Annotated in this window: 1 protein-coding gene; it reads right to left on the bottom strand. The window is 46.0% G+C overall.

All coding sequences use genetic code 11. The features are described from left to right. Positions 1–2,031, bottom strand: a 2,031-nt coding sequence (locus tag R7P67_RS23330) for a PilZ domain-containing protein (RefSeq protein ID WP_318086135.1), incomplete at both ends; no start/stop codon positions are given.

Raw genomic sequence — 2,031 nt, 5'->3', positions numbered from 1 at the left:
TGTCTTCAAACTCGCTGTAGCCAACCAAAGCCGTCAGCTCCTTTTCTAGTTTACTGGCTTGATGAACGCCAAACTGAGTAAGGTCACTCAAGTCCTGTCGTAGCAGCGACGTCATAGGATCAAAAATGGGTGCCGTGGACATTCGAAATACATAGAAATCGCCCATCATGCGCGCTTTTTTGATGAATTGAATTCGCTCTTTCACGCTATTAAATTCTTGGTGCAGTTTGGATTCGATAGCAGTGATCTTATTGCCGATTTTCGCCGCACTAATGTAGATGTCTTGGTGTCTTGCTTGTGCTCCGTCGACACGCTTAATTGGTTCTGCGATCAGCGTGCTAGAGCGGCCTTTAAAAATTGGCTCTAAAGAGAATTTTTGATCGTGACCTAAGCGCGCAAACAACTCAATGTGTTTTGGCAACGGCAGGTTCACCCCGACCACCGGAGTTTTTAGTGCCGACGCTGTACTTTTGCTGATAAAGATGGGTGTGCTTAACGTCCTTGATAGCAAAACGCTGTGCAGTCTTTCCAGTAATGCGTTGCTTGGTAACATCTCTTTTTGTGGGATCAGCTTATCTTGGTTGTGTTCAATGATGCTGTTGAAGAAAGCGATCACACGGATCGTTTTGCTGTTTTCATCAATAACCAATTGTACGCTGCAACCGTCAGGGCTGACTCGAATAACGCGATATGGAACGGCCATGAGAGGCAGCTTTTTATCGTAAAGTTGTAACTCACGAAAGTTAACTTGCACTTCTTGTCCCGAGCGTAACATCGTTGGCTCATCTAAACGAATCCCCAAGCCTCGCTTAGAAATATCAACGGTTGAACCTGCTGCTTTTAACTCACCCGAACTGAGTTCAAGCGGCGTTTTGAATCGATAGCGTGGTTCTTTACGGCGCGATTGAGCATCGAAATAGATACCTTTGGGGTTGCCAGTGATTTTTCGAGGATGACGAAAGGCATTTAACGTGTTGGCTGGCAAACGCGGCTTTTCTGTTAATAGGTAATCTTGCCCCGACTTTTCGTCAGCGATTTCTTGCAAAATTCCGATATGAGTCAGTGACTGAGAGGTTTCGGCTAACTCTGGAGAGAATAGTGCGAGATCTTCTTTCTCTTGCTCAGATAACTCAAAAATAGAAATTCGAAACGCACGCCAACTTTCTCGCTTAGCCCCTAAATGCCAAAACAGCTGGCGTTGTTCGCGAGTCGCTTCGGGTCTAAGCATCGAGTAGAAGTACGTTTTGTTTTCATGTTCATGAGTAAACGAGTACAAAACGTTACTGGTGCCTTTCACGCCTTGTTTGATCAAAGAAGCGACGCGTTGCTCGTTAAACAAGGAGCCAAAGACTTGTTGATTTCTCTCATCGTGCCAGTACTGCCACAACTTTTGGTTGTTTGGTGTCAGCATCGCTAGCTTGAGTTCGTTACCATCAAAAAACAGTGGTAAGTTGCTCGTGTGTTTGAGTGCAATGTGCTCATAACCGCGTGTGCGTGCACGAATGATTTTATCTTGGTTGTCATGACGTGCGCGTTTGGCGGCACTGTTTAATGCTTCGTCGATGACGCGCGCAACGACATTGGTTTCCGTTAGACGAATGGTTCGTAGATAGCGCACGGCATCATTTTCATAGCAATCGTCCACGGCCAATACTCGATACGACAGTGGCTTTTCGATGCCTGCAACTTGCGACTTGCCTGCAAACTCGGTAAATGAAACTTGAATGATTTCACCAAGGTTGTATTTAAATGCGCTCGGGACTTTAAATTTCGCTCCAGAGCTCGACAAATCGATGCTTAATCCATGAAGGATTTGCCCTTTGGTGCGGCGAATTTCTACCTGAGACTGAACCTTCAACCGCTTTTCTTGGCCTTTTAAGTCGTAACCGAGGTGAACCGGTTCTGCGAGAAAGGGGCTTTTAGGATCGGTTAATGAATGAGACTTTTCCTGTGTGGCGAGCTTGCTCATCACACGAAAGTTATTGCGCGTGTTGACCAATGCTTCCCACATGCCTTCGGTGTAGGTGCCAA

The sequence above is a fragment of the Vibrio sp. Vb0937 genome, from assembly GCF_033338855.1.
The sequence above is the reverse complement of the archived record's forward strand: the minus strand, read 5'-3'. Positions and strand labels throughout refer to the sequence as shown.